At 66.6% G+C, this 26,830-nt stretch carries 25 protein-coding genes and 1 tRNA gene; 10 read left to right on the forward strand and 16 right to left on the reverse strand.

Translation table 11 applies throughout. The annotated features are described in order from the left end of the window. Positions 1-135: 135 nt before the first annotated feature. Both xseA and QRM96_RS14090 read left to right on the forward strand, forming a co-directional pair. A complete protein-coding gene (gene xseA, locus QRM96_RS14085) occupies positions 136-1,470 on the forward strand; it encodes an exodeoxyribonuclease VII large subunit (RefSeq protein ID WP_109863709.1) in 1,335 nt (444 codons plus the stop codon). Continuing rightward, positions 1,467-1,685 carry an exodeoxyribonuclease VII small subunit gene (locus tag QRM96_RS14090; protein WP_109863708.1) on the forward strand — a complete coding sequence of 73 codons (219 nt, stop codon included), beginning with the start codon at positions 1,467-1,469 and terminating at the stop codon, positions 1,683-1,685. Before xseA ends, QRM96_RS14090 begins: the two co-directional genes overlap by 4 nt. 17 nt (positions 1,686-1,702) lie before the next feature. On the opposite strand, the gene QRM96_RS14095 is transcribed toward QRM96_RS14090, so the two are convergent. From QRM96_RS14095 to QRM96_RS14120, 6 genes are all read right to left on the reverse strand, one after another. After that, complete coding sequence (locus QRM96_RS14095) at positions 1,703-2,557, reverse strand: polyphosphate kinase 2 family protein (RefSeq protein ID WP_109863707.1); 855 nt, start codon at positions 2,555-2,557, stop codon at positions 1,703-1,705. A gap of 51 nt (positions 2,558-2,608) precedes the next feature. Then, positions 2,609-3,829 (reverse strand): pyridoxal phosphate-dependent aminotransferase, encoded by a 1,221-nt coding sequence (locus tag QRM96_RS14100; protein WP_133831027.1) that lies wholly within the window; start codon positions 3,827-3,829, stop codon positions 2,609-2,611. Positions 3,830-3,972: 143 nt separating this feature from the next. Further along, positions 3,973-4,935, reverse strand: a complete 963-nt coding sequence (locus QRM96_RS14105) for an ABC transporter substrate-binding protein (protein ID WP_109863705.1) — start codon at positions 4,933-4,935, stop codon at positions 3,973-3,975. Next, positions 4,932-5,678 (reverse strand): ABC transporter permease, encoded by a 747-nt coding sequence (locus QRM96_RS14110; protein WP_285320021.1) that lies wholly within the window; start codon positions 5,676-5,678, stop codon positions 4,932-4,934. Before QRM96_RS14110 ends, QRM96_RS14105 begins: the two co-directional genes overlap by 4 nt. Continuing rightward, a complete protein-coding gene (locus QRM96_RS14115; RefSeq protein WP_133831028.1) occupies positions 5,675-6,400 on the reverse strand; it encodes an ABC transporter permease in 726 nt (241 codons plus the stop codon). Before QRM96_RS14115 ends, QRM96_RS14110 begins: the two co-directional genes overlap by 4 nt. Continuing rightward, the gene (locus tag QRM96_RS14120) at positions 6,400-7,500 is read right to left on the reverse strand and encodes an ABC transporter ATP-binding protein (RefSeq protein WP_018760344.1); all 1,101 of its coding nucleotides are present in this window, start codon (positions 7,498-7,500) and stop codon (positions 6,400-6,402) included. Before QRM96_RS14120 ends, QRM96_RS14115 begins: the two co-directional genes overlap by 1 nt. 228 nt (positions 7,501-7,728) lie before the next feature. Between QRM96_RS14120 and QRM96_RS14125 the strand changes: the two genes are divergently transcribed. Next, the gene (locus tag QRM96_RS14125) at positions 7,729-8,748 is read left to right on the forward strand and encodes a pirin family protein (RefSeq protein ID WP_285320022.1); all 1,020 of its coding nucleotides are present in this window, start codon (positions 7,729-7,731) and stop codon (positions 8,746-8,748) included. Here QRM96_RS14125 and QRM96_RS14130 read toward each other — a convergent pair. Together QRM96_RS14130 and QRM96_RS14135 are read right to left on the reverse strand one after the other, a co-directional pair. Then, the gene (locus QRM96_RS14130) at positions 8,745-9,692 is read right to left on the reverse strand and encodes an N-acetylglucosamine kinase (RefSeq protein ID WP_285320023.1); all 948 of its coding nucleotides are present in this window, start codon (positions 9,690-9,692) and stop codon (positions 8,745-8,747) included. The two genes, QRM96_RS14125 and QRM96_RS14130, sit on opposite strands and share 4 nt — an antisense overlap. Continuing rightward, positions 9,689-10,672: a LysR family transcriptional regulator gene (locus QRM96_RS14135; RefSeq protein ID WP_285320024.1), complete on the reverse strand. Its 984-nt coding sequence runs from the start codon at positions 10,670-10,672 to the stop codon at positions 9,689-9,691. Before QRM96_RS14135 ends, QRM96_RS14130 begins: the two co-directional genes overlap by 4 nt. Before the next feature lie 148 nt (positions 10,673-10,820). On the opposite strand from QRM96_RS14135, the gene QRM96_RS14140 reads away from it, so the two are divergent. Together QRM96_RS14140 and QRM96_RS14145 are read left to right on the forward strand one after the other, a co-directional pair. Continuing rightward, entirely contained in the window at positions 10,821-12,059 is a 1,239-nt protein-coding gene (locus tag QRM96_RS14140; RefSeq protein WP_285320025.1) for an MFS transporter, read from the forward strand. A 140-nt stretch (positions 12,060-12,199) separates the two neighbouring features. Beyond that, complete coding sequence (locus QRM96_RS14145; protein ID WP_018760349.1) at positions 12,200-12,703, forward strand: Lrp/AsnC family transcriptional regulator; 504 nt, start codon at positions 12,200-12,202, stop codon at positions 12,701-12,703. Positions 12,704-12,743: 40 nt separating this feature from the next. Here the strand turns inward: QRM96_RS14145 and QRM96_RS14150 are convergent, their stop codons facing one another. Next, a complete protein-coding gene (locus tag QRM96_RS14150; RefSeq protein WP_285320026.1) occupies positions 12,744-13,988 on the reverse strand; it encodes an MFS transporter in 1,245 nt (414 codons plus the stop codon). A 169-nt stretch (positions 13,989-14,157) separates the two neighbouring features. Between QRM96_RS14150 and QRM96_RS14155 the strand changes: the two genes are divergently transcribed. Further along, a complete protein-coding gene (locus QRM96_RS14155) occupies positions 14,158-14,652 on the forward strand; it encodes an Lrp/AsnC family transcriptional regulator (protein ID WP_196803301.1) in 495 nt (164 codons plus the stop codon). Beyond that, entirely contained in the window at positions 14,653-15,648 is a 996-nt protein-coding gene (gene corA, locus QRM96_RS14160; protein ID WP_285320027.1) for a magnesium/cobalt transporter CorA, read from the forward strand. Between the two features lie 74 nt (positions 15,649-15,722). Here the strand turns inward: corA and QRM96_RS14165 are convergent, their stop codons facing one another. The 5 genes from QRM96_RS14165 to galU all read right to left on the reverse strand — a co-directional run bounded on the left by QRM96_RS14165 (position 15,723) and on the right by galU (position 18,725). Continuing rightward, entirely contained in the window at positions 15,723-15,875 is a 153-nt protein-coding gene (locus QRM96_RS14165) for a hypothetical protein (RefSeq protein ID WP_018760353.1), read from the reverse strand. A gap of 85 nt (positions 15,876-15,960) precedes the next feature. Beyond that, positions 15,961-16,036: transfer RNA gene (locus QRM96_RS14170), tRNA-Ala, on the reverse strand. A 132-nt stretch (positions 16,037-16,168) separates the two neighbouring features. Then, a complete protein-coding gene (locus QRM96_RS14175) occupies positions 16,169-17,089 on the reverse strand; it encodes a hypothetical protein (protein WP_285320043.1) in 921 nt (306 codons plus the stop codon). Positions 17,090-17,194: 105 nt separating this feature from the next. Then, positions 17,195-17,815, reverse strand: coding sequence for a GNAT family N-acetyltransferase (locus QRM96_RS14180; RefSeq protein ID WP_285320028.1), 621 nt, complete (start codon positions 17,813-17,815; stop codon positions 17,195-17,197). A 4-nt stretch (positions 17,816-17,819) separates the two neighbouring features. Beyond that, positions 17,820-18,725: a UTP--glucose-1-phosphate uridylyltransferase GalU gene (galU, locus tag QRM96_RS14185; protein WP_026264278.1), complete on the reverse strand. Its 906-nt coding sequence runs from the start codon at positions 18,723-18,725 to the stop codon at positions 17,820-17,822. Between the two features lie 103 nt (positions 18,726-18,828). Here galU and QRM96_RS14190 point away from each other — a divergent pair, with 103 nt between their 5' ends. The 3 genes from QRM96_RS14190 (at position 18,829) to cpaB (ending at position 20,668) form a co-directional block, all read left to right on the forward strand. Further along, positions 18,829-19,449, forward strand: coding sequence for a 5-formyltetrahydrofolate cyclo-ligase (locus QRM96_RS14190; protein ID WP_285320029.1), 621 nt, complete (start codon positions 18,829-18,831; stop codon positions 19,447-19,449). Between the two features lie 112 nt (positions 19,450-19,561). Next, complete coding sequence (locus QRM96_RS14195) at positions 19,562-19,825, forward strand: FmdB family zinc ribbon protein (protein ID WP_285320030.1); 264 nt, start codon at positions 19,562-19,564, stop codon at positions 19,823-19,825. Positions 19,826-19,936: 111 nt separating this feature from the next. Further along, positions 19,937-20,668 (forward strand): Flp pilus assembly protein CpaB, encoded by a 732-nt coding sequence (gene cpaB / locus QRM96_RS14200; RefSeq protein WP_285320031.1) that lies wholly within the window; start codon positions 19,937-19,939, stop codon positions 20,666-20,668. A gap of 78 nt (positions 20,669-20,746) precedes the next feature. Here cpaB and QRM96_RS14205 read toward each other — a convergent pair whose 3' ends face one another. Together QRM96_RS14205 and guaA are read right to left on the reverse strand one after the other, a co-directional pair. Further along, positions 20,747-25,036 carry an AAA family ATPase gene (locus QRM96_RS14205; protein WP_285320032.1) on the reverse strand — a complete coding sequence of 1,430 codons (4,290 nt, stop codon included), beginning with the start codon at positions 25,034-25,036 and terminating at the stop codon, positions 20,747-20,749. A 128-nt stretch (positions 25,037-25,164) separates the two neighbouring features. Next, entirely contained in the window at positions 25,165-26,754 is a 1,590-nt protein-coding gene (gene guaA, locus QRM96_RS14210) for a glutamine-hydrolyzing GMP synthase (RefSeq protein WP_285320033.1), read from the reverse strand. Between the last annotated feature and the right edge of the window lie 76 nt (positions 26,755-26,830).

A 26,830-nucleotide genomic window follows, 5' to 3' on the forward strand; every position in this document is an offset into this window, starting at 1 on the left:
TCACTCCATCCTAGGCAGGCCGCCTGGCCGTCCCTGTCAGCCCCGGGTGCTAGACCTTATGGATAAGGTTGATTGACCGCCCACAACAGTTGAAGGACCCCATGCCCGCAGCACCAGCCCCGCACCGGCGTCCGCATGTCTGACCAGGCATCCCTTCCGGGTGCCGCACCCACCACTTTGCCGGCCACCGCAGCGGAAACCAGCCCGGACAATCCGTGGCCCCTCCAGCTGTTGTCGCAGAAGCTGAAGGCGCACATCGACCGCACTCCGTCGGCATGGGTGGAAGGCCAGGTCATCGAACTGAACCGCCGCGGCACCAACGCGTACATCACCCTTCGCGACGTTGATGCGGAAGTATCGCTGCCCGCGTCCGTCTGGACGAAAGTGCTGGAGCGGCAGAACCTTCCGCTCGAGCGGGGCTCACGGGTGGTTGCGCTGCTGAAACCCGAGTTCTGGATGAAGACCGGCCGGTTGAACATGCTGGTGCGGGACATCCGTCCCGTCGGCCTGGGCGACCTTCTGGCCAGGATCGAACGGCTGCGCCAGGCGCTGGCCGCGGAGGGCCTGTTCGCCGATTCGAGGAAGAAGCCCCTGCCGTTGCTGCCGCACCGCATCGGCCTCATCACCGGCCGCGACTCGGACGCGAAGAAGGACATCCTGCGCAACGCGGCATTACGGTGGCCGGCCGTGGAGTTCGAGATCCGTGAAGTAGCGGTGCAGGGCAACACCGCGGTGTCCCAGGTGGTCCGGGCACTCCGTGAACTGGATGGGTTGCCGGAAGTTGACGTCATTGTCATTGCCCGGGGCGGTGGCGCCCTGGAGGACCTCCTGCCGTTCAACAGCGAGGACCTGGTCCGGGCAGTGGCTGCCGCGGCCACCCCCGTGGTCAGTGCCATCGGGCATGAGGCGGACCGTCCGTTGTTGGACTACGTTGCCGATCTTCGGGCCTCCACGCCTACGGATGCTGCCAAGCGGATCGTTCCGGAAGTCTCCGAAGAACTGGCAGGCGTCCGCCAGGCGCGGGAACAGCTGCGGCGCTGCATGGAACGGCTGGTGGACCGCGAGTCGGACCGCCTGGCCTCGCTCCACTCGCGGCCCGTGATGGCAGCACCCGAGGGTATGGTTTCCGTCCGCGCCGAGGAAATAGAGCGGCTGCTGCGGCGCTCCTCGGCGGCCGTGAATTCCACGGTGGTGCGGGCGGCCGACCAACTGGAGCACCTGAAGGCCCAGGTACGCGCGCTGTCACCGCAGAAGACGCTCGACCGGGGGTACGCCGTCGTCGAACTGGCAGGTGACCAGAGCGCCCGGATTGCGGCGTCCGGCCACGCCGTTGTCCGCCGCCCTGCTGAGGCGCCGGCAGGGTCCGCTTTGTCGATCCGGGTGGCCGAGGGCCGATTTGGCGCCACGTCCACCGGGGTGCTGCAACCAGGCAAACCAGACCACCAGCAAGGATTGGAAGAGAAGGCATGACCGAACAAAAACCGGAGTCGGACGTCGCGGGGCTGAGCTACGAAGAAGCCCGGGAGCAGCTCATCGCGGTGGTGGGCAGGCTGGAAGCAGGCGGGGCAAGCCTGGAAGAATCCTTGGCATTGTGGGAGCGCGGGGAGGCGCTGGCCGCACGTTGCGAGGAGTGGCTGGAGGGCGCACGGAAGAGGTTGGCAGCCGCACGCGACCAGCCGCTCTAAGCCGCCGCAGCCGCCGGTCAGGACCGGGCCACGAGCTCCCGTTCGATATCCACGTCGAACTCTGCTTTGGGCCACTCCAGGCGAAGATCGGACAGTGCCGACATCACCAACTGCTGCACGGCGATCCGGGCGTACCACTTCTTGTTGGCCGGAACCACGTACCAGGGGGCCGCAGCCGTGCTGGTTGCGTCAAAAGCAGCCTGGTACGCCGCCATGTAGTCGTCCCAGAAGGCCCGTTCCTTCAAGTCACCGCTGCTGTATTTCCAGTGCTTGGCGGGATTGTCCAAGCGGGCCAACAGCCGGGACTTCTGCTCATCCTTGCTGATGTTGAGCATCACTTTGACGATCCTGGTGCCGGCGTCTGCCTGGCGTCCCTCGAATTCGTTGATGGCCCGGTAGCGACGGGTGATCTCTTCCGGCGTGGCCCAATTGTGGACCCGGTGGATGAGGACGTCCTCGTAATGGGAGCGGTCGAAAATCCCCACCATCCCGGCCGCCGGCACCTCCTTCTCGATGCGCCAAAGGAAATCGTAGGACTTCTCCTGCTCGGAGGGGGCCTTGAATGCCTTGAACTGGACGCCTTGGGGGTCCATGGTGGCCATGACGTGGTTGACGATGCCGCCCTTGCCAGCGGTATCCATCGCCTGCAGGACCAGCAGGATCCGCTTCCTCCCGCCGAACCGTGACTCCGCGAACAGCTTCTCCTGCATCTCCGTGAGCTTCCCGTCCAGGTCAGCCAGCAGCGCTTCGCCGTCAGCTTTGTTGCCGCTGTAGCCCGGAGTGGCGTCGGGGTCCACCGCGGCCAGGGAAAATCCCTTGCCAACGCGCAGGGTGTCAGAGGGGTGCTGGTCGAAACCGACAATGCTGGCCACGGGGGTCCTTCCCTGGGAGGGTCATGGACGCGGCGCGCCCGTGACCACAGGCTAGTTCCCCTGGTACCGGCTTAGGAAGTCCCCCATCCGGCCGATGGCTTCCTCGATGTCCTTCACGTTCGGCAGCGTGACCATGCGGAAGTGGTCCGGCCGCACCCAGTTGAATGCCCGGCCATGCGACACCAGGATCTTCTGTTCCCTCAGGAGGTCGAGGACAAACTTCTCGTCATCCCTGATGTGGTAGACCTCCGGGTCAAGGCGCGGAAAAAGGTACAGGGCGCCCCGTGCCTGCTGCGTGCTGACACCTGGAATCGCGTTGAGCATGTCGTAGGCCTTGTTGCGCTGTTCCAGCAGGCGGCCGCCCGGAAGGATGAGGTCGTTGATGCTCTGGTAGCCGCCGAGTGCCGTCTGGATGGCGTGCTGGGCCGGGACGTTGGCGCAGAGGCGCATGTTGGCCAGCAGGTTGATGCCCTCCAGGTAGTCGGCGGCTTCCTTCTTGGGCCCGGAGATCGCCATCCACCCGGCCCGGTAGCCACACACCCGGTACGCCTTGGACAGGCCGCTGAACGTCAGGCACAGGACGTCGTCGCCGGTGAGCTTGGCGAGATTCACATGGACGGCGTCTTCGTACAGGATCTTCTCGTAGATCTCGTCGGCAAAGACCACCAGCCCGTGCTTCTCGGCGAGCTCCACGATGCGCTTGAGCGTGGCATCGGGGTAGACGGCACCGGTGGGATTGTTGGGGTTGATCACCACGATTCCCTTGGTCCGGGGCGTGATCTTCGCTTCCATGTCCTCAAGGTCCGGCTGCCAGCCGGATTCCTCATCGCACAGGTAGTGGACCGGTTTGCCACCGGCGAGCGCCACGGAGGCGGTCCAGAGCGGGTAGTCCGGCGTGGGAATGAGGACCTCGTCGCCGGAATCGAGCAACGCCATCAGGGACATGGTGATGAGCTCGCTGACGCCATTACCCAGGTAGATGTCGTCTACGTGGATGTTCTGGATCCCTCGGGTCTGGTAGTACTGCGAGACGGCGGTGCGTGCGGAAAAGATGCCGCGGGAGTCACTGTAGCCCTGTGCGTGGGGCAGGTGGCGGATCATGTCCACGAGGATGGCGTCGGGCGCCTCGAATCCGAACGGCGCGGGGTTGCCGATGTTCAGCTTGAGGATTCTGTGGCCTTCCGCTTCCATCTGCTGGGCGGCCTGCAGGATCGGTCCACGGATGTCATAGAGGACGTTGTTGAGCTTCGTGGACTGCCTGAATTCTGCCATCCCTCAAATATGCCACAGGAAGGATGCATCACCGTTGAGACCTCCGCCACACGCGCGACGGCGGCTGCGGGACCTTTGGAAGTCCGGCAGCCGCCGTCGTGATCACCTGCTGCTCCGCCCCTGTGGGCGGGGAAGGCGGGCTGTTACTTGACGATGCCCTTGTCTTTGAGCCAGGCGGCTGCGGCCGTCTTGGCGTCCTGCTTCTGGCTGCCGCTGACAGCCCGGTTGAGGTTGATGAGGTCATCGGTGGTGAGGATGCTGGACACTGAGTTCAGGGCCTGCTTGGCCTTGTCCGTCATCTTCGCCTTGTTGTACAGCGGCAGGACCTGCTGGGCGATGAAGTTGTTCTTCGGGTCCTCCAGCACCACCAGGTCGTTGTCGGCGATCGACGGCGTGGTGGTGTAGATATCCGCCACCTGCACCTGGTCCTCAAGGAGCGCCTTGAGCGTCACCGGGCCGCCGCCGTCGCTGAAGGGCTCCAGCTTCTTGGGCACGCAGTTGTAGTTCTTCTTCAGGCCCGGCAGGCCGTACGCGCGCTCACCGAACGTGGCCGGAGCGCCCACCACGATGTCGCTGCAGACCTTGGCGAGGTCTTCGATGGACTTCAGCTGGTACTTCTCCGCGGTTGCCTTGGTGACAACCATGGCGTCCTTGTCCTCGGCCTTGGAGGCGTCGAGCACGGCCAGGCCGTCCGGGAGCTTGCCCGGCAGTGCCTTGGCAATGTCGCCGGCGGAAACCTCGGTGGCTTCCTTGTTGACGTAGAGCAGCAGGTTGCCGCTGTAGTCCGGCACCACGTCCACGGAACCGTCCTGGACGGCCTTGAAGTAGACCTCGCGGGAGCCGATGTTCGGCTTGGTGGTGGCGGTGATTCCGTTGGCGTTCAGGGCGCCGGCATACAGTTCGGCGATGATTTGGCTCTCCGGGAAATCAGCGGAACCAACCACCAGGGACGTTGCCCCGCCGGAGGCGCCGCCGCTGGATGCCGGCGCGTTGCTCAGCGGATTGGACGAACCACCGCAGGCGGATAACGCCACTGCCAGGCCAAGCCCGGCGGCCAGGCCGCCGAAGGCCCGCCTGCCGAGGCGTGGGGGACGGCTATCTTTCATGACTTACCTCCTTGTACAACAGTCTCCGCAACCACGGGGTCTGTGAGATCAACCGCAGCCTCCTGGCTGCGGTGGGACTGCTTCGAGGTGCCTGTTGCCAGGAACAGCCTCTGGAATAGGGACAGGACCAGGTCCACGGCGATGGCCAGGACAGCGATAAGCAGGGACCCGCCCAGCATCTGGGGAAAGTCGCTCAGGACCAGGCCGTCGAAGAGATATCGGCCCAGGCCACCCAGGTTGATGTAGGCAACCACGGAAACCGTGGCGATCACCTGCAGCACGCCGGTCCGGAAGCCGCCGAACATGACCGTGAGGGCATTGGGCAACTCGGCCCGGAACAGGACCTGCAATTCCGTCATGCCCATGGCCCTTGCGGCGTCCACCACGTTACGGTCCACGCTGGAGATACCGGCGTACGTCCCGGCCAGGAGCGGTGGGACGGTAAGGATCACCAAGGCCCAGATCGGGGGCATCAGCCCGATACCGGCCAGCAGCACGAACAGGATCAGCAGGCCCAGGGTGGGCAGGGCCCGCAGCGCACCGGCAAGGGCAACCACAGCCACCCTTCCCCTCCCGGTATGGCCAACGAACAATCCAACCGGGACCGCTATGGCGGTGGCGATCAGCATGACCAGACCGGTGTACTGCAGGTGCTCGACCAGGCGGGTGGGGATGCCCATGCTTCCGGACCAGTGCATCGGATCGGCGAGCCACGCAACGGTGTCCGAGATGACGTTGCTCATGCTCCCCCTCCCGTCCCGCTTGCGGCGAGGGGCCCCGTGGCGGCGGAGGCCCCCGTGCGGCCGGCGCCGTCCCCGCCTCCGCGCCGTTTACCTGTCCGTTCCCAGGGCGTGAGGATACGTTCCAGCAGGACGAGGAGGGCGTCCATGACCAGCGCCAGGACCAGGATGGCGATGATCCCCACTACCACCTCGGTGACGAAGTCCCGCTGGAGGCCGTCAGTGAAGAGCATGCCCAGGTTGCCAACCCCCAGCAGGGCGGCAACGCTGACCAGGGAGATGTTGCTGACCGACACTACGCGCAACCCGGCGAACATCACCGGAAGGGAGAGCGGCAGGTCGACCTTCAGGAAGCGTGCGAGCGGTTTAAACCCCATGGCCTGGGCGGCCTGGCTGACTTCGGCATCCACGGAGTCGAACGCGTCGAGCGCCGCGCGGACCAGCAGCGCCACAGCGTAGATGGTGAGCGCCACCACCACATTGACGGGGTCCAGGATGCGGGTGCCCAGGACGGTGGGGAGGATGATGAACAGTGCCAGCGAGGGAATGGTGTACAGCAGGGACGACGCCGTCAGCACCACGGAGCGCAGCGCACCGCTCTGCCGGGCCAGCTGGGCGAGCGGGATGGAAATCACCAGGCCCAGGACCATGGGAACGAGCGCCAGGACCAGGTGCTGGCCGCCGCGTTCGAAGACCATGCCGCTGTTGGCCAGGAACCACTCCATCAGAGTGCCGCCTGCCGCAGCTGCCGCGCTTCCTCGATCAGTGCCAGGACCTCGCCGCCGCGGACTACCCCCAGCACCCGGCCGTCGGGATCCACGGCAACACCAAGGCCCGACGGCGATGACAGGGCCGCGTCCAGGGCCCGCCGCAGGCTCTCGCCGGGGCGGAACAGCGACCCGCCGGGAACAAGTTCAGTTTCGGTGCCGGGCGCCGACCAGCCCAGGGGCCGTTTGTCGGCATCGACCACCAACTGCCAGCCACCGGCCGCACCGTGGTCCGACACGTTTCCTTGGGCGCCCCGGATAATCGTAGGTACGGGGTGCAGGACCACGCCGTCGGACGGGGTGAACCCAAGGTGGCGGAAGCCGCGGTCACGCCCCACGAAGGAGGCGACGAAATTGTTGGCGGGCGCCCGCAGGATCTCCTCCGGCGTGGCGTATTGAGCCAGTTTGCCGCCGGTGGCGAAGACGGCCACCCTGTCCCCGAGGATGGTGGCCTCGTCAATATCGTGGGTGACAAAGACGATGGTTTTGGCAAGGTCTTTTTGCAGGCGCAGCAGTTCCTGCTGGAGTTCGTCACGGACCACGGGGTCCACTGCACTGAACGGCTCGTCCATGAGCAGCACCGGCGGGTCTGCTGCCAGGGCGCGGGCCACGCCGACGCGCTGCTGCTGGCCGCCGGAGAGCTGGGAGGGGTAGCGCTTGCCGAGGGACGACGCCAGGCCCACAACGTCCAGGAGTTCCGAGGCGCGTTTGCGGGCGTCAGCCTTTGAGACACCGTTCAGCCGGGGCACGGTGGCGATGTTGTCCAGAACCGACCGGTGCGGCAGCAGCCCCGCCGACTGCATGACGTAGCCCATGGAGCGGCGCAGTTCCGCGGCCGGGACGGAGGTGACGTCCTTGCCGTCCACCGTGATGGTTCCCGACGTTGGTTCCACCATGCGGTTGATCATCCGGAGCGACGTCGTTTTGCCGCAACCGGAAGGACCGACAAAGACGGTAATGGTGCCCTTGGCGATGGACATGGACAACCCGTCCACGGCAGGCTGGCCGCCGGGGTACTGCTTGGTGACGCTCTGGAACTCGATCATCGCCTGGTCCATGGTGCGGACTTACCTGTTCTCTCGGACGGGCTGATCCCAGCACCGCGACTTTGCCATCAGCACGCTGATAGTTACGGTAACCCAATCAGGGGCCGGGTTCACCAGATCTGGCCCCAAACCCCACAAAGGAATCCCTACTGTGACCATTCGGTGCCGCGGCGGGGGCGGATGGGTATCCGGGCGGGAAAGAGCATGTTCGGCCGGCCGGGGCCCGCCTAAAGTGAAGGCGTGACCAATTTGGAAGTTTCACCCCAGCAGGAAATCTGTCCCCCGGCCCCGGCGGAAGGGAGATCCGGACCCTGCCTGCAGTTATGGCCGGAGCGCGAGGTGCCGCTGGGCGGGGTGCGCGCCATGAACGTCAAACGCACATTGCCGCAGCGCGGGTTGCCGACGATCGGGGCATGGTGCTTCCTGGACAGTTTTGGTCCGGACCGGACAGCGATGTCGGTCCTTCCCCATCCCCACATCGGGCTGCAGACCGTGACGTGGCCCTTGGCAGGACATATCCGGCACCGGGACAGCGTGGGCAGTGACGTGGTTGTTCGGCCTGGAGAACTGAACATCATGACTGCCGGGCACGGGGTGTCGCACTCCGAGTTCGCAGTGCTTCCTGCCGACGGTGGCGGGTTGCCGCTGCAGCGGGGCGTGCAGCTTTGGGTTGCGCTTCCCGATGCCCACCGGCACCGGGCGCCTGCCTTCGAACAACACCGGGAGTTGCCGGTGGCGGATGGCCGCGGGTTCTCAGCCACGGTCATGGTGGGTGAGTTTGGCGGCGTGGTGTCTCCCGCCACGATGTATTCGCCAATTGTGGGCGCAGACGTCGCCTGTGAAGGGGACGCGGTTCTGCCGCTGAACCCGGACTTTGAGCACGGTGTCCTGGTGCTCGACGGCGGCCTGGCGGTGGACGGGCAGGATCTGCCTGCGGGGCCGCTGGGCTACCTGGGCGCCGGGCGGAGCGAACTGGAGGTCCAGGCACGCCCGGGCACCCGATTCCTGCTGATCGGCGGTGAGCCTTTCGGCGAGGAACTGTTGATGTGGTGGAACTTCGTGGGCCGCACGCACGAGGAAGTGGAACAGGCCCGCGGGGACTGGGAGGCCCAGGCAACACTTCCGGACGCCATGGCCGCCGGCGCCCGCTACGGCCTGGTGCACGGACACGGGCCGGATGCCGGGGCCGAAGCCGGCCGCATCCCGGCCCCGCCCCTTCCGGGGGTCCGGCTGACGCCCCGGAAACGCACCGTGGACTAGGCGGGCCGGGCCACCAGCTCCAGCACACCGAAGACAGGTTCCTGGTCCAGGACCCTGACGTCCGTGACTCCGGCGTCGGCCAAATTCCGACGGAAGGAGTCCTGCAGGGGCACCACGTTCATGCCCAGGCCGCCGCCAAGGATCACCGGACCGTGGAGTCCCAACTGTCCCAGCACCTGGCCGGCCAGCGCGGCAAGGTCCTTGCCGGCCTGTTCCAGCAGGGCTGCGCTGTCCGCGTGTCCTTCTGCCGCCGCCTCCACGACGTGCCTGGCCTGCTGCGCCCAAAACCGCCTCCCGGTTTCGGGTGAGTGGAACAGCGCTATGAGCTTGTTCGGGTGGTCCAGTCCGCAGCTCTTGAGCAGGGCGGAAGTGAGTTGATCGATCGGCAGTCCTTGGTTCATCCGGCGCAGGCTGTGCCGCACCGCTTCCCTGCCCAGCCAATAACCGCTGCCTTCGTCCCCGAGAAGGTAGCCCCAACCGCCTGCCCTGGCCTCGCCGCCGTCGGCATTGCGTCCCCAGGCGGCCGAGCCGGTGCCCGCAATGACCGCCACTCCTGTTGCGGCCCGCCCGGCGGCGAGCAGGAGGCGCGAGTCGTGCACAACGGTGACGGTAGCCCCCGGGACGAGGGGCTGGATCAGGCCGGCAAGGGCGGCGGCGTCCTGGTCGGTGTCGATGCCACCGGATCCGGCGTATACCCGTGCCACGGGGCCGGCTCCGATCCGGGCGAAGAGGTCCGCCAGGTTGCGGGCTGCCTCATCCCGGGTGACGTTCTGGACGTTGGAGCTTCCGGCGGACTCGTCGGCGACGGGGATGCCGTCCTCGAAGCGGACGCCATGCGTCTTGGTGCCGCCGATGTCCAGCCCGATCGTGATGCCGTGCAGTGGATTGGCGGGATTGTCAGCGGGCCCGGCGTGGGTGGTGGGGGTGTTCTGGGTGTTCGTCACGTCACAAGGGTACTTGCCCGGGTGGCCAGGCCGGCCACCAGGCCCGGGCCTTCGGCCACCACCAGTTCGCGGAACAAGCGTGCCGGCGCAGGCTCGGCGCCGGGTTTCCTGCGCCGCCAGCTGACGCCGACCTCCCGGAAGGCCAGCCGGGAATCCAGCGGTACTTCCACCCAACCGAGGTCTCCGGTTTTGGGGCGGCCGGTCCAGCCCGGTGCCCCTGCGGCGGGTGGCAGGATGCCGACGCCGAGCCCGGCTGAGACGAGCCCGCGGACTGTGTGGGAGTCCTGGCTTTCGAAGGCGATGCGCGGCCGGAACCCGGCGTCCCGGAACAGGGCGTCCGTCAGGGAGCGCAGACCATAGCCTGGGCCGAGCGCTACGAATGGCTCGGTCCTGATGTCGGCCAGCCGGGCCGTCCGCTGCCGCGCCAGCGGGTGGGCATGGTGGACCACCAGCCGGAGCGGCTCACGGTACAGCCCCGCCGAATCAAGGGTGCGTCCGGGGGCGGCAACCGGAGCCGTGAGGGCAAGGTCGGCTTCCCCTGCTGCCAGTTCCTCAATGCAGGAGTCCCTTGCGCCCTGGCTCAGCCGGAACCCGGTCCCGGGATGCCGGGCGCGGAAGGTGCTGATCAGCAGGGGCAGCGTGGCCTCGCCGAAGGTGTGCTGGAAGGACACGGAAACCGTCCCGCGGACCACCTCGGACTCATTGCGCACCAGATCCAATCCGGCCTGGAACTCCGCGAGCGCCTGCTCGATGTAGGGCAGGAGCGTGCGCGCGGCAGGGGTGAGGCGGACGCCGCGTCCGTCCCTCACCAGGAGCTCGGTGCCGACGGCGGCACTTGCCCGGGCCAGCGCCCGACTCACCGTTGACTGGGGTACGCCCAGAAGCTCGGCGGTTTCCGTGACGTGCTCGGTCCGGCCGAGTTCAGCCAGGACCGGAAGAAGCGGCAGGAGCTGCGCCAGTTGCTTGCGGTCCGGTTCCACTTCCGCTTCCTTCCTTGCCCGCCGGGGAGCGCCTGTCTTCGGAGCGGCCAGCGGGGCGGCGCATCTGGTCGGCAAATTCGATTTTGCTATGAGTTTGACATAAAACATGCATTGGATGCATCAGTTGGGGCGGGACTACGCTGGCGGCATGCCAAAGACTCAGCGCGGCGGCGTTGCCGCTCCCCCACGCTGGACCGGCCACGCCAAGGGATCCAAGGCCTACGGGCGCATCCTCGCCGGACTGTCCTGCGCGGGTGTGGCGACGTTCGCGCAGCTCTACTCCACGCAGGCCGTCCTCCCGCTGCTGGCATCCGACCTGCAGGTCACCGCCGCCGAAGCCGCGCTCACCATCTCGCTGGCCACCGTTGGCCTGGCAGCCACCGTCATTCCCTGGTCTTTCCTGGCGGACAGGATCGGCCGGGTCAAAGCCATGATGTGGGGCATTTCCACGGCCACCGTCCTGGGACTGCTGGTGCCGTTGTCATCCGGGTTCGCGATGCTTCTGGCCCTGCGACTGCTGGAAGGAATGGCCTTGGGCGGCATCCCCGCGATTGCCATCGCCTATCTCAACGAGGAGGTCAGCAAAGTCCACGCGGCGCTCGCGGCAGGAAGCTATGTAGCCGGGACCACCTTGGGCGGCTTGTCCGGCCGGCTGGTGGCGGGCCCGGTCGGCGAGCTCTGGGGATGGCGGGCCGCGGCCCTGGCCGTTTCCCTGCTCGCGACAGCCGCCGCCGTCGCGTTCCTGGTCCTCGTTCCCAGGGCGCAGGGCTTCGTGCCCGCGAAGGTGGCCGGACTCCGCGGAGCCCTGCGGATGCTCGGCGGCCATCTGCGCAATGTCCGCTTGCAGGCCATCTATGCGCAGGCCTTCCTGATGATGGGTGGTTTCGTGGCCGTCTACAACTATCTCGGTTTCCGGTTGTCGGGCGCCCCCTTTGGACTCCCGGCCACCGTTATCAGCCTGATCTTCCTGGCGTACCTGTCCGGGACGTTCTCCTCCCGCTGGGCAGCCACCATGACCACCCGGTTCGGGCGTCGCAACGTCCTCCTGGCAGGGCTTGCCCTTGCCATGGCCGGACTCGCCCTGACCCTGGCCTCGAACCTGGTGCTCATCCTGGCCGGCCTGGTGGTGTTCACCGGGGGCTTCTTTGCGGCCCACAGCATCGGTTCCGGCTGGACGGGCGCCATAGCCAGCACCGGCCGGGCCCAGGCGGCGTCGCTGTACAACCTGGCGTACTACCTTGGCTCCAGCCTGCTCGGCTGGGCCGGCGGCCTGGTTTTCCAGGCCTGGGGCTGGAACGCCCTGGCGGGAGCCGTGATCGTCCTGGCGTGCCTGACGGCCGCAACTGTCGCCGTCGTCCATCCTGGAACGGACCCCGCCGCCGCCTGACGGCCTTGGACCGACTCGAATTAACGGGCTTCAAGGCACCGCCGGGCAGCCTGAATGTTCGGCCGGGCGTGCTCCTGTACCGCGGATGACGGCGTTTCTGCGGTCTAGGATGAACAGAGGACCCGTTGGAAGGAAACGCTGTGAGCACGAATGCCAGGAACATCAGGCCCGGGGCGCACCTGGAACCCCTGGATGCCATTGACGAACGGCTCCTGGCAGCCTTGGTGGCCGATGCCCGGATCTCCAACAAGCAACTCGCCGAGATGGTGGGAATAGCCCCGTCGACCGCCCTGATGCGCACCCGCGCTTTGTCTGAGCGGGGCATTGTGCAGGGCTACGAGGCAAAGTTGAGCCTGTCGGCGATCGGCAGGTCTGTGCAGGCACTGGTGGCCGTGCGGCTCCGCGCCCACGACCGCGACCAGATCGACCGCTTCACGGCACGGGTACCGCACCTGCCGGCTGTCCTCTCCACCTTCCACACGTCCGGGTCGGTGGACTACCTGCTGCACATCGCCGTCGGCAGCACCGAAGACCTTCGGGACTGGGTGCTGGACAACCTGGCTACCGACCCCGTCGTGGGCCATACCGAAACCACCCTGGTCTTCGAACACATCCAGGGCAACCACGGCCCGCTCCCGGAGTAGCGGGGCGCCTGGCTGTGACCGGGGTTGCCCGGTAATGCCGTCAGGCGGCGCTGCGCCTGGCGGACTGAACGAGCGTCGCGGCGGAGAGGACCAGCGCCGCCGCGCCGCACACCAGGACGAAGCCCTGGACCGCCGCGCCCATCCCCACCGCAGCGCTGGCCCACCCCAGGCCAAGGACCGGAACTGCGCTTCCCAGATACGTAATGACATAGACGGTGCTGATGATCTGCGCGTGCCGGGCGGGCTCCACCCTGGCCGCGACATCGTTGAAGACGGTCCGGAACGCCAGTCCCTGCCCCACGCCGGCGGCTACCGCAGCTGCCACCAGCAGCGCCGGGTTGTGCCAGGCACCGGCGGCTCCCAGCATCACCACCGAAACGCCAAGGACGGCAAGGCCCGCCGGCACCGTGAACCGGCCTCGAACTGTGACCAGCTGGCTCAGGGCCGAAGCCCCCAGCGGCAGGCCTGCCAGGATGCCGATCAACGGCCGGGAATCCGTGGCCAGGAACTGGGCGAAATAGCCGGGAGCCAGCGAAAGGCTGAAGCCAAAGACGGCAAAGCTGAGGAAGCCGACGCCGGATGCCAGCCAGAAGGCTCCGCGCGCCTGGCGTGACACGGAAGGGCGCCGGGGCGCCAGGGCGTGGAGCGGCCGGGTCGGTGCCGGGGCCACGATGGCAGGGCGCGCACGGATCAGGTACAGCGGAACCAGGAGCCCGGCGAGCAGCAGGGAGTGGACGACGTAAGGGGCCGTGGTGGCGCCGGGAAGCAGCGACAGCAGGCCGCCGATGACCGGGCCTGCGGCGACGCCTCCTGAGGACGCCAGGAGCGTAAAGCGCGATGCCCACTCCGGCCGGGATGGAAGCAGCTCCCGCAGGGCGGCGGCACTGGCTCCGGTGGCAAGTGCCACGGCGGTTCCCTGCAGTGCCCGGCCGGCACAGAGGGCAGCAAGCGACTGCGCTTCCGCAAAGATCCAGCCGCCGGCCAGACCCGTCAGCACAGCAACCAGGAGGGCTGCCCGCCGTCCGATGTGGTCCGACCAGTGGCCGGCCACCAGCAGGGTTCCCACCAGCGCCAGGACGTAGCTGGCAAACGCTGCCGTGACGTCCAGGCTCGAGAGCCCAAGGCTGGACTGCAGGAGGGGATACAGCGGTGTGGCCAGGTTGGCGCCTACGAGGAGCATGAAAATGACCGCACCCGAAATAACCAGCCGGGCCGTGGTGGAGGCATTCCACCCGGCGTGGGTGGCCGCTGCCGGGCGCATGCGCAGCTCACTGAAGACCGTCATCGTGCCGCCTTAGGGATCGCCGCAGCGGACAGTCCTTGTGGGACGCCGGTGCGGATACAACTGTGATGCTTCAAGCCTGCAGCAGGGTTGCGCGATCCAACAGTTCTTGGATGGATAATTGAGCACAATCATCAAATATCAGATCCCAATGTGGTGGAGAGTGACGATCGTGAACAAGTTGGACCCCACTGACCTGAAGATCCTCCTGGCCCTGATCAAGGATCCGCGGATACAGATCGGGGAACTCAGCGAGTCCCTGGGCATTGCCCGGAACACCGCGCAGTCCCGGGTGCGCCGAATGCTCCGCGCAGGTGTCCTGCGTCCGGGCGGCCGCGAGGTTGACCTGGATGCGGTGGGCTATGACGTCGTGGCCTTCGTGACCATCGAGGTCTCCCACCGGGAACTGGACGGGGTGGTGGCGGCGCTGCGGCTTATCCCGCAGGTCCTGGAGGTCCACGAAATCTCCGGCCGCGGGGATGTCTGGTGCCGGGTGGTGGCCACGGACACGCACAATCTCCAGGCATCGCTGCGCCAGGTCCTGAGGATCAAAGGGGTCATCCGGACCGAGACGGTGCTGGCCCTGCACACCCATATCCCCTACCGGACAGAGCCCCTCATCAGCGGCCTCAGCAATGCCGCGTCCGCGGCCGCTAGGATTTCCTGAATGACCATCATCGATAACGCCGTCTACGTCAACGGTGTCCGCCACGCGGAGCCCGAAAGCCTGGAGCAGACCTTCGAAACCCTTGCCCGGCATGGTGGCATGGCGTGGATCGGGCTTTACCGGCCCACGGCGGAGGAAATGGCGGCGGTGGCGGCGGAATTCGGGCTGCACGGCCTGGCGGTGGAGGATGCGGTCTCAGCCCACCAGCGGCCCAAGCTGGAGCGGTACGACGACAATCTCTTTACCGTCCTGCGCCCGGCCCGGTATGTGGACTCAGACGAAACGGTGGAATTCGGCGAGCTCCACGTCTTCACGGGCAAAAACTTTGTGGTCACGGTACGCCACGCCGAAACGGCCGGCGTAGCCAGGGTGCGGCAGCGCCTGGAGGCCCGGCCCGACCTCCTCCAGCATGGGCCCGAAGCCGTCCTGTACGCCCTTTTGGACCGGGTGGTGGACGACTACGCCCCGGTGGTGGCCGGGCTCGAGAACGACATCGACGAAATCGAGGACCAACTCTTCAGCGGCGATTCTTCGGTGTCCCGGCGGATTTACGAATTGGCCCGGGAAGTCATCCAGTTCCAGCGCGCCATCCATCCCCTCCCGGAAATGATGGACCAGCTGAAGCGTGGTTTCGAAAAATACGGGGTGGAGACCGATTTGCGGCACAACCTGCGGGACGTTGAGGACCACGTGGAACGGGTGATCTCCCGCGCAGACTCCTTCCGCGACATTTTGCAGAACGCGCTGACCCTGGATGGGACACTGACGGCAAACCGGCAGAACGAGGTCAGCGCCGAGCAGAACGAGCAGGTCAAGAAGATCTCGTCCTGGGCGGCCATCCTGTTCGCGCCGTCGTTCGTTGCCGGCATCTACGGCATGAACTTCGACAACATGCCTGAGTTGCACTGGCCCTGGGGCTATCCCATGGCGCTGGGCCTGATGGTGGCCGCAGCGGCACTCATGTACGGAATCTTCAAGAAGAAGGGCTGGATTTAAACCAAACGCCCAAGGCCCCACCCCATTGTGGAGGGTGGTTCCTTGGGCGTTTGGCGCGTTGCGTCAGGATCAGGTCAGGCGTTGGTCCTGCGCTTGAGCCAACCCCAAACACCTGTTGCGACGAACAGGACCAGGCCGATGATGGCGAGCCAGAGCAGGCCCTTCACGACAAAGCCGACGATGGACAGAATGAGCCAAATGACAAGAAGTCCGATGATTATTCCCATGGGGCCACTCTAGGCCCGCCATGGAGTAACGGCCCGGGCATTCGACTGCGTTTCGCCCATAAACATTGCGCTGGGGGCAGGGTTCTGGTGGAGCTAAGGAGATTCGAACTCCTGACCTCTTCGATGCGAACGAAGCGCTCTACCAACTGAGCTATAGCCCCGGAATTGACCGCGGCCTGCGTGGTACTCCAGGCCGGTGCGGAACCGGTGTCCCTAGGCTACAAATAATCCGTGTCCAACACCAAATTGACGCGCCCGGTGCGGCACAGCGGCTGGGAATGCTTGCAGGCCGCCTACGCCCGACGGCGCTGGAGGACGTCGTCGAGGTTGCTCAAGGCACTCTGTGCCTTGGTCAATTGGGGTGAACCCGCAGGCTGGGACGCGGCTTCCGGGGCGTCGGCACCGGCGGCCCCCTGCTTCAGCGACGGTTTGCCAACCGCTTTCGGAGCCTCCGGCAGTTCAAGCGGCAGCGGCTCGGGGCGCTCAGCCTTGGCTGCCTCAACGTAGGTTGGCCTCGGAACGTCAACAGGCTCCCAGGGACTGCCCACGGGAGCGACTGCCGACGCGGCGGCCGCACTGGTGTCACCGGCGGCAACGGCGACGGCGAGGGCCGCCTCACGCAGTTCCATTGCCGTGAGCGGTTTGGCCTTGGCCTCACCCGCTTCGGCGTCAAACAACGGGCTTTCCGGCCGGGCCGGAGCTGTGTCGGTTTTGGGCACGGGGACGGGGTCCGGCTCCTGGCGCCGGGAAGGCGCATTCATGGCGGAGCGGAAGGCCGCGTTGACCTTCGCTTTGCGGTCCCGGAGGGCCAGCCAGCGGAGCAGGGCCACCGCGCCGAAAGCCAGCGTAAAGGCGGTGAGGGGAAGCGCGGGCGATCCCACACCGAAGGGAAGGAGCACACCCGAGATGAACGCGGTCACCAAGCACAGCAGACCCGCCAAGGCCACTGCCGTCCGGCCGTACCGGATGCGGAACCGGGCCGGGGGCGGGGTGCTGGCAGCGCCGGCAGCGGCTGCGGCGCTCTTGTTGGGTTCCATGGCTTTCTCCTGCTGGGCGACGACGTTCAACACTTTGCCGGCGGGCTGGTCCGGCCTTTCATCGGCGGGGACGTCTGCCAGGAAGTCGCCGGCGGCCTGGACCTGGCGCCTTCGGTTCCGGAGGACGTACGGGGCGACCCAAAGGATCCAGAGCGCGACGGCAACCACGAGGATCACTGAGCTGCTTAGGGGGAAGTCCACACTCAAAACCGTATGAGCATCATGCCTGCTCAGGCCGCATTAGCCCCGGTGTGTCGTACCCCTGTCCACAAACCGATGGATTTATGACGGGCGGGACGCCAGCCATGGCGCCAGCAGGCCCGCCGGGATCTCTTCGGAGGTCAAGGCAAACGAACGGTGATCCGCCCACCGGCCATTAATGTGCAGGAAACGGGGCCGGTATCCCTCGTCCCGAAATCCCAGCTTCTCCACCACCCTCAGGCTGGGCGCGTTCTCGGGCCGGATGTTGATTTCCATCCGGTGCAGGCCAAGGGTCCGGAAGCAGTGGTCTGTCACCAGGGCCACGGATGTGGGCGCGATCCCCCGGCCGGCCCGGGCTTGATCCACCCAGTACCCCAGCGTGGCCATCATGGCCGAACCCCACACAATCGAGGACACCGTCAGCTGGCCCACGATGGCCGGATTCCGAAGTCCCGGCGTCCGCTCGGTTATGACGAATGGAAGCGCCGTGGCCTGGGCCGCCTGCGCGTTCAATGAGCGCACCATATGACGGTAGTCGGGCAGCCCGCCTCCCGGTTCGGGGTTGGAGGCCTCCCAGGGCGCCAGCCACTCGCTGTTCCTGGACCGCACCTCGCTCCATTCCCTTTTGTCGCGGTAGCGGATGGGCCGCAGGACCAGGTCACCGCATTCGAGGGTGACCGGCCAGATGGGACCGGTACGCACGGCGTCAGCTGGAAAGGCCGGCGGTGAAACCGGGCAGCCATTCCCGCAGGCCGGGGCCCAGGTCATCGCTGTCGACGGCCAGCTGGACGCAGGCCTTCAGGTAGCTGAGTTTGTCCCCGGTGTCATAGCGGCGGCCGCGGAACACCACACCGAAGACCCCGTAGCCCTCCCCGTCTCCGGACGCGAGTTCCTGCAGGGCATCGGTCAGCTGGATCTCGCCGCCGCGGCCGGGTGCGGTGTGCTCGAGGACATCAAATACCGCGGGGTGCAGGACGTAGCGGCCGATCAGCGCCAGGTTGGACGGTGCTTCCTCGGGTGAGGGCTTCTCCACGAGCCGGTTGACGCGGACATAGCCTTCGCCGTCCAGTTCCTGGACGTCGGCGCAGCCGTAGGCACTGATCTGTGCCGGCTCCACCTCGATGAGGGCGACGACGGACCCGCCGGTCTTCGCCTGCACGTCGATCATTGTGCTCAGCAGTTCGTCACGGGCATCGATGAGGTCATCACCCAGCAGGACAGCGAAGGCTTCGTCGCCGACGTGTTGTTTGGCGCGGAGCACGGCATGGCCCAGGCCGTGCGGGTCGCCTTGCCGGACGTAGTGGATGTCGCCCAACTGGCTGGCTGCCTGGATGGAGGCGAGCTTCTCCGTGTCGCCCTTGTCGGCAAGCGTCGATTCGAGCGAGGGCACGCGGTCGAAGTGGTCTTCCAGTGCACGCTTGTTTCGGCCCGTAATCATCAGGATGTCGTTCAGGCCCACATGGACGGCTTCCTCCACCACGTACTGGATGGCAGGTTTGTCCACGACGGGGAGCATTTCCTTCGGCATTGCCTTGGTGGCCGGCAAGAACCTGGTGCCCAGGCCCGCTGCTGGGATGACGGCTTTGCGGACTCTGGGGTTACTGGTAGTCACCGGACTAATCTAACGTCAGCGTCAAGCATTTCAGTAACCACCGGCACAGCGGGCCGTCATCCGCCCGTGACGCCGCGGAACGCCGGTACCAAGGAAGGACACCATGCAGGAGCAGACGAATTCCGCCAAGGACGATATCCGGGCGGCCCACCGGCGCCGGCGCGCCGCGCTGACGGAGGCGGAGCTGGACGCCGCCGGTTCGGCATTGGCTCGCCACGGGGAAGCCTGGGCAGCATCCGTCACTGCGGGGCGCCCAGGCACCGTATGCGTCTACCTGGGTGTCGGCAAGGAACCGCCCACCATGCCGCTGGTCAAGGCGCTGCACGGCAGCGGCCACGAGGTCCTGCTTCCGGTATGCGAGCCGGACCGGGAGCTGAGCTGGGTGTTCTGGACCCCGGACACCAGCTTCGAACGCAGCCGGTACGCGCCCATCCTGGAACCCGCCGGGAGACGGCACGGGCCCGACGCGGCCGGAAGCGCAGCGGCGCTCATCATTCCCGCCACTGCCGTGGACCTGTCAGGCAACAGGATCGGCCAGGGGGGCGGCTACTACGACACCTTCCTGGGGCATCTCGCCACTGCCGGGAAGGAAATACCGCTGGCCGCTGTTATCTACGACGATGAATTGCTTCCCGCGGGGCGGATTCCTGCCGAGGAATTCGACCGCCCGGTCCCGGGTGTCCTGATGCCTTCCGGGTACCGGGGCCTGGCGGGTGGCGGCTGAGCCCGGTCCCTTCCGGGCGCAGTGATAGAATTAGCACTCAGGCCCTGCGACTGCTAACGGATTACCGGGTGGCAGCACGGGACCTCTCGTTTGCCCAAGAGGAGGAGCACCAGTGCCAACATATGCTTACGCCTGCAAGGATTGCGGCCACGCCTTCGATATCGTCCAGTCGTTCGCGGACAGCAGCCTGACATGCTGCCCCGAATGCGAGGGCACGTTGCGCAAGAAGTTCAACAGCGTGGGTGTGGTCTTCAAGGGCTCAGGTTTCTACCGTACCGACTCCCGCGATTCCAAGGGCAGCTCGGTCTCCCCCGCCCCGGCAGCGACGCCGGCGACGCCGGCGGCATCGCCAGCCCCGGCTGCAGCGGCCAGCTAGCCCCAAGCACTGATGACGACGACGGCCGGCACCTTCGGGCGCCGGCCGCCTTTGTCCACATAGCCGCAGCCACCACTGTCCTGCCGCTTCGGCTGCCCATAGCGTGGGCGCATGCCTGCATATCCACGCCGCGGCCGCGACAGCCTCCGGATTCCCACGACGTCCCGCACCACCGGCCGTCCCGCCAAGGCCAACCACCCCATCCCGGCGCGGATTGCGTCCTGGCTGGGCCGCAACCGCCGCCTGGCCGCCGCCCTGGTCCTGTGTGCAGCGGCGGCCATCACTGTCAATCAACTGACGCCGGCTTCGCTCTCGACCGTGACAGCACTTGCTGCTGCGCGGGATCTTCCGGCAGGTACCGCTGTGACGGCGGCAGATTTGGCCAGCGTTCATGTGCCGCCCGGGATGGTGGCGGAGGGCTTCCTCCAAGACACTGCTGCAGCCGCCGGCAAGCAGCTCGCCGGTCCGTTACGAAAGGGCCAGCTCGTTACCGACGCCCAACTCCTGGGACCGGGCCTTCTCGTTGGGACGCCTCCGGGCTCGGTCGCGGTTCCGCTCCGCATGGCGGACCCGTCCTCCATTCAGCTGGTGGCCCCGGGCCAGTTGGTCAATGTGGTGCTCACATCTGCCAACGGGTTTGACCAGCAAGGCCCCTCCGAGGTGCTGGCGTCTGCGGTTCCCGTGCTGTGGACTTCGAACAAGGGCGGCCAGGGTGGCCAATGGCTTGGTACAACGGAGACCGACGGGTTGATAGTGGTGGCAGCAAACGCGGAACAGTCATCCCGGCTGGCTGGAGCGTCAACGCAGGGCCGGCTCTTCTTCGTCCTGGTTGGTCCGCCGTGACACCACGGATACGATTCCTCAACAACTTCCGGGTTGCCCGGGCCCAAAGGCTTGGCTGCTGGTCAGCCCCGCTGCTGGTCAGCCCCAGTGCGGCGGTTTCTGTTCCTTCAGCCACGCGTCGTGGTCATCCTCCCGGTCGCCCCAGCTGCGGGCGTCGTCCTCCGCAGCCTTGCTGGGCAGCACAGCGTCGGTACCTGAGGTGGCCCGCCCTGGCGCTGGAGTGGAGTGAGGCGCACCTGCCGGATTTCCGCCGTCAGGTACCGCTTCCGTCTTCTCGTTCTCGCTCATATCTTCTCCGGCCCGATCTTCCGCGGACCCATTGTTGTCGGAAATATCGCTGCCGGAACCATTGTCGTCGGAAACGCTGACGTCGGAAACACTGTCTTCCGCGACCATGCCGTTGGCCTCCTTGGCGTCCAGGCCACCGGCCCGCCGGCCCTGGCTGGGGCGGATGCCCGCGGCGGGGTCTCCGGAGTCACTCCGGTTCCCGCCATTGGCGTTCCGCGGCAGATAGGCAACACCGGCGGCCGATGCTGTATCGATACCATTGAGCGCCTGGTCCACGTCGTCGTCAAGGAATCCAGCCGAGTGCCCGGTCCTGCCCGGCAGCACCAGGTTTTCCAGGCCGAGGTACCCGGCAATGCGGTCGGCACAGGACGACGGGTCGGTGAATACCTCGATGGTCCACAACGGCATATAACGCCATCCCAGGCGCTCCAGCAGCTCCGGGCGGAGCCTGCTGCGTTCCCGGACGCTCATGGTGCGGTACTGCCCGGTGCCGTCAGACTCGATCGCCACTGGTCGTGGCAGGTCGGCATCATCCTTGCCCATGGTATTCAGCGGGTCAGCCGCGGCCACAACGTCGATGGCGCCGTCGTACTGGTGCCAAACCCGGGCGCCGCGGGCGCGCAACCGGTCACCCAAGTCGGCGACCAGCGGGTCCGCACCGAGTGCCTGTTCGCTGGCGGCAGCCCGGGAGGCGGGAGTTCCGAGGTCGGTATTACCCGAAATTTCGCGGTTCAACAGCGTGTACAGGTCCACCGCCCCGTGCGTGAGCCTGGTGTGGTCCAGGTCCTCGGGCCGGAAGCAGGTGAGCACATGCATGGACCGGCGCGCCCGCGTCATGGCCAGGGCGAACTTCTCCCTGCCACCTTCCGCGGACAATGGTCCGAAGTTGTGCAGCGCCCGGCCGTGCGGGGTGCGGCCAAAACCTGGGGAGAAAATAACATGGTCGCGAACCAGCCCCTGGGCCCTCTCCAGGTCCACCACCCTGAAGGACTCAGGACCGGCACCGAAGAAGCTGGCCATTCCGGGCTGGTTGGCCAGCTGGAGGCGGATGGACTCGCCAATCCTGGCGGCATGCCGCAGGCTGGCGGTGACCACGGCGAGCGAAGTGCGCGGACGCAGGCGGGCGTGCTCGAACACGAGCTCGACCACCCGGTTGACCTCGGCCACCACCGACTCCACACCCTCGTGGTCTGCGCTCGGCAAGCCGGTTCCGTCAGGCAGGTACTCCACCAGCAGCGACCGGTCCAAGCCCGTCGCCGACTGGCCCTCGGGCAGCCGGCGCAACCCGCCGTCGTAAAAGTTCTTGCTCAGCTGCAGGACGAGGTCCTCGTCCACGGCCCGGTACACCACGTTCAGCCGCCAAACCGGAAGCACCGCAGAGAGAGCCGTGAAGGCACTCTCCACCCTGTGGTGGGCGGACTCACCGGCGGCGAGGCGTTCCACGCCCACGGTAAAGGTCCGGGGCGACGCGATGCGCGGGTCGCCGAACGCAATCACCTGGCGTGCACGGGCGATCGACGGCAGGACGGCCTGCAGGGACGTGGCCTCGGCATCCAGGATCACGACGGCGTCGAAGTGTTGCTCTGCCGGGAGCAGGCCGGTCATCAGGTACGGGCTGACAGACCACACCGGAACCAGTGTGCCGATCAGGTCAGGAGCCTGGGCGGTCAAGGACGGGAGCGACACCCGGCCGTCCTTGAGCAGGCTCCGCAGCAGGCCCGCCTGGCGCGGCTGCTCGGCGATCGCCCCGCGCCAGCGTTCCGCCAAGTCCCAGCGAAGGCGTGCGGCGCCGCTGGCGATGTGCGCGTTGTCCGCCAACCGATACTCGGCCTCGAGCCGGCGCAACGCGTCGCCGTCGGACATGGCCAAGTAGTCATCGCCGCTGATCATGGCCTCAAGGGCCGACTGCCACCACGCCAATTCCAGCTCGGCTGCAACGGACCGTTCCGGGACTTCCCGCTCCGCGAGGTCGGCAAGGAGTTCGCCCAAACCGTGCTCACGCATGTTTTCGATCAGTAGGGTGCGTTCGGGCAAGGTCTTGAGGGTATCGGTGTCCGCCACGAGGCGTTCCAGCCGCTCCATCAGCTGGCCGTAGGGCGCAGTGGCGAGCGACCCGCCGGCATCCGTGTGCCGGAGCGCCTGGCCCAGCTGTTCCAGCTCCGCGTCCAGCGACCGGTACATGGCGTTCATTTCGGCAAGGCCGGACGGAACCGCCGGATGGCGTTGGGTGGTGGCATACCCGGCCCAGAGGGCGCGCTGCTCCTGGACCAGGACCAAGGATGTGTGCAGGTCGGCGATGTGCACGCCCGGGCGGACGTATTCCTTGGCCACCCGCCGAAGCCTGGAACGCTGCATGGACGTCATTTCGATGCCGCGCTCACGGCGCCACGCTGACGGTGCCGTGGCGGAAATCAGGTCCGTCACGGGCCGGTCAAAGATGTCCGGCGTGAATTTGTCCAGGCTGCCGCGGACGGCAACCAGCAGCTCGAGCTGCTCGCCCCATTCCGCAAAGGACTCCCCCAGCCGGATTTCAGCGTGCTCGGCGACGGCGTCCATGCGGTCGCGCAGCACCGGGAGGCTCTTGGCCACGGAGCGGACCAGATCCTGCGCTTCCTCGGTTTCCTTCCGGGTCAGCAACCGCGCGCCGTGCCAGGGGCTGGTGGTGGCGGCCTTGCTGAAGCTGCCCAGTTCGGCAGCACGGCGAAGCCTTCCGGCCAGCTCCTCGCGGTCGCGGATGCTGTCCAGGACACTGCGCTTCAACCGGACGGTGGTGGCCGGCGCCGGATGGATCGAGGTGAGCTCCGCGAGGGACTGCATGGCCTGGTAGGGCGAGCAGCCCCACCGGTCCCGGACGTTGTGCAGCGACGCCACGTGGTCCATGAGCGCGTGCCGGTGCTCAGTCAGGGTGGTGTGCAGGTTGCCCAACTGCGGTTCCAAGGACTTTTCGTTGCGGACGATCGCCCGCACCAGCTGGCCCTTCAGCTGCTGCGCCGTGACGTTTCCGGAAAGCTGGAACAGGATGGATTCCAGTCCCAGGGATTCGAGCTGGCCGGAGACTTCATTCAGGCTGGCCCGGCGGTCACCAACCACCAGCACCGTCTTCCCGGCGTCCACCAGGGCACCGATGGTGTTGATCGCGGTCTGCGTCTGGCCGGTACCCGGCGGGGCGCTGACAACGAGGGAGTCACCGGCTCGGGCCGCATCAATCACATACTGCTGGTCCGTGTCCGCGTCCAGCAGCAACAGCTCGTCCTTGGGATGCCTGTTGTCCAGGTGCGGGAAACGCGAGGGGTCCGGGTCTTCGACATCCACAACTTCGCCCCCGGCGGCGGTCGCCAGCGCGGACACAATGGGGTGGGAGTCGTTGATCCACGGGTCGTCCAGGTTCCCGGAAAGATCGGCGAAGGTCGAAACGAGCAGGTTGTGCTGGGTTTCTGCGCCATGGATGGGCCGGATCAGCGTGGCCAACCGGTCAAGGACGGGCTGCGGGTCGAACCGTGCGGTGCTGTAGGCGAGGCGGGTCACGGCGTTGACGTCGAAGACGATCCCGTGGATGTTCTTCAGGTGGCGCACCAGGGCGGGGTTGATGTGCGCCTGCTCGGTGAGCTGCAGCTCGAAGTCGTCCTCCCCCGGACGGACGGTGAGGGATATGGCGGTCAGCATGACGGGGGCGGACACGCGCTGGGGTTTGCCTCCGACGGCGGACGTCCACACCACAGTGCCGGCGGACAGGTACCCGGCGTCGATGCCGCGGTCGTTGGAGAGCTCAAAGATCTTTGACCGGATGTTGCGCGATGCCCTGGCTGCCACGACGTACTGCTGGCGGTCCCGGATCAGCGTGGACAGGCGTGTGCGGCGCCCTGCCATGAGCTGGGCGAGCCCCGAGGGATGCGCCGAGGTGAGGTCGATGGAGCCTTCGGGGGTCTTGGTGAAGCGCAGCATCGTGTCCGCGCCAGTGACGGGTTTAAGCCCGGACAGCCATTTGCGAAGCTCTTCCGAGCCTTCCGGGTGGCCTTGACCAACTGACACTTCTGCCTTCTTTTCTGCGTTTGCACGTGACGCCCTGGACCATACCGGCATAGATTCGAGAGTAGCCGCTCCGGTGCCGGACTTTGGCGACCGCAACACTGGAGCACAGGAAATTGCTGGGATTCTCCCGGGAAAAACAGTGGCCGGCCTCCGCTGGCGGAGGCCGGCCACTCAGGGGACTATTCCCATTCGATGGTTCCCGGCGGCTTGCTGGTGACGTCCAGCACCACCCGGTTGACGCCGTCCACCTCGTTGGTGATCCGGTTGGAGATCCGTGCCAAAAGATCGTAGGGCAGGCGCGACCAGTCGGCGGTCATGGCGTCCTCGGAGGACACGGGACGGAGCACGATCGGGTGGCCGTAAGTGCGGCCGTCCCCCATGACGCCGACGCTGCGGACGTCGGCGAGAAGCACAACGGGCATTTGCCAGACTTCGTCGTCCAGGCCGGCGGCAGTCAGTTCGGCACGAGCGATGGCATCCGCCTTGCGGAGCAGGTCCAGCCGTTCTTTGGTGATGTCGCCGACGATCCGGATGCCCAGGCCGGGGCCGGGGAAGGGCTGGCGGCCGACGATTTCCTGCGGCAGGCCGAGCTGTGCGCCCACGGCACGGACCTCGTCCTTGAACAGGGCGCGCAGGGGTTCGACGAGCTCGAACTGCAGGTCCTTGGGGAGGCCGCCCACATTGTGGTGGCTCTTGATGTTGGCAGCACCTTCGCCGCCGCCGGATTCGACGACGTCCGGGTACAGGGTGCCCTGGACCAGGAATTTGATCTTCTCGCCGTGGGCAGCAGCATCGGCGATGATGGCCAGTTCCGCTTCCTCGAAAGCACGGATGAATTCACGGCCGATAATTTTGCGCTTGGTTTCCGGATCGCTGACGCCTGCCAGTGCCGAAAGGAAGCGCTCCTGCTCGTTGGCGACGTAGAGCTTGACGCCGGTGGCGGCGACAAAGTCGCGCTCCACCTGCTCTGCCTCGCCTTCACGCAGCAGGCCGTGGTCCACGAAGACACAGGTGAGCTGGTCGCCCACTGCGCGCTGCACCAAGGCGGCGGCCACGGCAGAATCGACACCGCCGGAGAGTCCACAAATGACCCGGGCGTCTCCCACCTGCTGGCGGATGCGCTCCACCTGCTCCTCGAGGATGTTGCCGGTAGTCCAGTTGGGTTCCAGCTTGGCTCCCTTGAAGAGGAAGTTCTCCAGGACCTGCTGGCCGTAGGCGGAGTGCTTGACCTCCGGGTGCCACTGCACGCCGTACAGGCACTTCTCCTCATTGGCGAAGGCCGCGACTTCAGCGCCGGCGGTGGTGGCCAGGACATCGAAGCCTTCGGGCGCCTCGTGGACGGAGTCGCCGTGGCTCATCCACGTCTTCTGGTGCTGGGGCATGCCTTCGAGCACGGAGCGCCCGTCACCCAGGATGGTGGTTTCGGTGGATCCGTACTCCCGCAGCCCGGTCTTGTCCACCTTGCCGCCCAAGGCGTTGGCCATGGCCTGGAAGCCGTAGCAGATGCCGAAGACGGGGACTCCGGCTTCGAAGAGGTCGGCACCGACGCTCGGGGCGCCGTCGGCATAAACGCTGGAGGGGCCGCCGGAGAGGATGATGGCGGCGGGATTCTTGGCCAGTAGCTGCTCGGTGGTGTAGGTATGCGGAACCACTTCCGAATACACATTCGCTTCCCGGACGCGGCGGGCAATGAGCTGCGCGTACTGGGCACCGTAATCAACAACCAGCACCGGCTTCTGGGAAGTCTGGGATGCAGTGGGAGTAGTCACCGTAATAGCCTACTTTGCACCGTTGCACCGACGCACCTTGAGAGACCTCCCTGTGACGGAGCAGACGTCAGTGAAG

The organism is Pseudarthrobacter sp. lyk4-40-TYG-27 (assembly GCF_030209295.1).
GTDB lineage: Bacteria > Actinomycetota > Actinomycetes > Actinomycetales > Micrococcaceae > Arthrobacter.